9 tRNA genes are annotated in these 911 nt (G+C 49.8%); all 9 read left to right on the top strand.

The annotated features are described in order from the left end of the window. Positions 1-14 precede the first annotated feature (14 nt). The 9 genes from ACTQ5J_RS13480 (at position 15) to ACTQ5J_RS13440 (ending at position 896) form a co-directional block, all read left to right on the top strand. Positions 15-87: transfer RNA gene (locus ACTQ5J_RS13480), tRNA-Ala, on the top strand. Positions 88-134: 47 nt separating this feature from the next. Continuing rightward, positions 135-208, top strand: a tRNA-Met gene (locus ACTQ5J_RS13475). A gap of 9 nt (positions 209-217) precedes the next feature. Then, positions 218-291, top strand: a tRNA-Ile gene (locus ACTQ5J_RS13470). A 12-nt stretch (positions 292-303) separates the two neighbouring features. Beyond that, positions 304-393, top strand: a tRNA-Ser gene (locus ACTQ5J_RS13465). An 18-nt stretch (positions 394-411) separates the two neighbouring features. Further along, positions 412-484, top strand: a tRNA-Met gene (locus tag ACTQ5J_RS13460). Positions 485-499: 15 nt separating this feature from the next. Then, positions 500-570 (top strand) — tRNA-Gly (locus ACTQ5J_RS13455). 13 nt (positions 571-583) lie between these two features. Further along, a tRNA-Ile gene (locus ACTQ5J_RS13450) sits at positions 584-657 on the top strand. 43 nt (positions 658-700) lie between these two features. Beyond that, positions 701-790, top strand: a tRNA-Ser gene (locus tag ACTQ5J_RS13445). A 34-nt stretch (positions 791-824) separates the two neighbouring features. After that, positions 825-896 (top strand) — tRNA-Glu (locus tag ACTQ5J_RS13440). Positions 897-911: the final 15 nt, after the last annotated feature.

The raw sequence follows: 911 nt of genomic DNA, 5'->3' as shown, positions 1-911 counted from the left end.
TTTAGAAATATTTTGGGGGCTTAGCTCAGCTGGGAGAGCGCCTGCTTTGCACGCAGGAGGTCAGCGGTTCGATCCCGCTAGTCTCCATTTTTTTCTTTAAATGTGAATAAAGTGTTACCCATTCACAATCTAATGGCGGTGTAGCTCAGCTGGCTAGAGCGTCCGGTTCATACCCGGGAGGTCATGGGTTCGATCCCCTTTGCCGCTATATAGAACCGGACCTTTAGCTCAGGTGGTTAGAGCAGACGGCTCATAACCGTCCGGTCGTAGGTTCGAGTCCTACAAGGTCCATGTTCAAGTTACGGAGGATTACCCAAGTCCGGCTGAAGGGAACGGTCTTGAAAACCGTCAGACGTGTAAAAGCGTGCAAGAGTTCGAATCTCTTATCCTCCTTAACCCAACTAATATTATCGCGGAGTGGAGAAGTTGGCATCTCGTCGGGCTCATAACCCGAAGGTCGTAGGTTCGAGTCCTACCTCCGCAATTTAAAATGGAAGATGCGGGTGTAGTTTAGTGGTAAAACTACAGCCTTCCAAGCTGTTGTCGTGAGTTCGATTCTCATCACCCGCTTTTAGTAGAATACGGGCCTGTAGCTCAGCTGGTTAGAGCGCACCCCTGATAAGGGTGAGGTCGATGGTTCGAGTCCATTCAGGCCCATTTAGCAGACTAAGGATAGACAAACCATTTGATCACTTAAGATGGGGAAGTACTCAAGAGGCTGAAGAGGCGCCCCTGCTAAGGGTGTAGGTCGCTTTATAGCGGCGCGAGGGTTCAAATCCCTCCTTCTCCGTAGTTTAACTGCTAGACAGCATTAATAAACACAAGGCCCGTTGGTCAAGCGGTTAAGACACCGCCCTTTCACGGCGGTAACACGGGTTCGAATCCCGTACGGGTCATGATTGAATAGAATA

The sequence above is a fragment of the Fundicoccus sp. Sow4_F4 genome (assembly GCF_052116145.1).
GTDB lineage: Bacteria > Bacillota > Bacilli > Lactobacillales > Aerococcaceae > Fundicoccus.
This window is presented reverse-complemented; position numbering and strand designations above follow the sequence as displayed.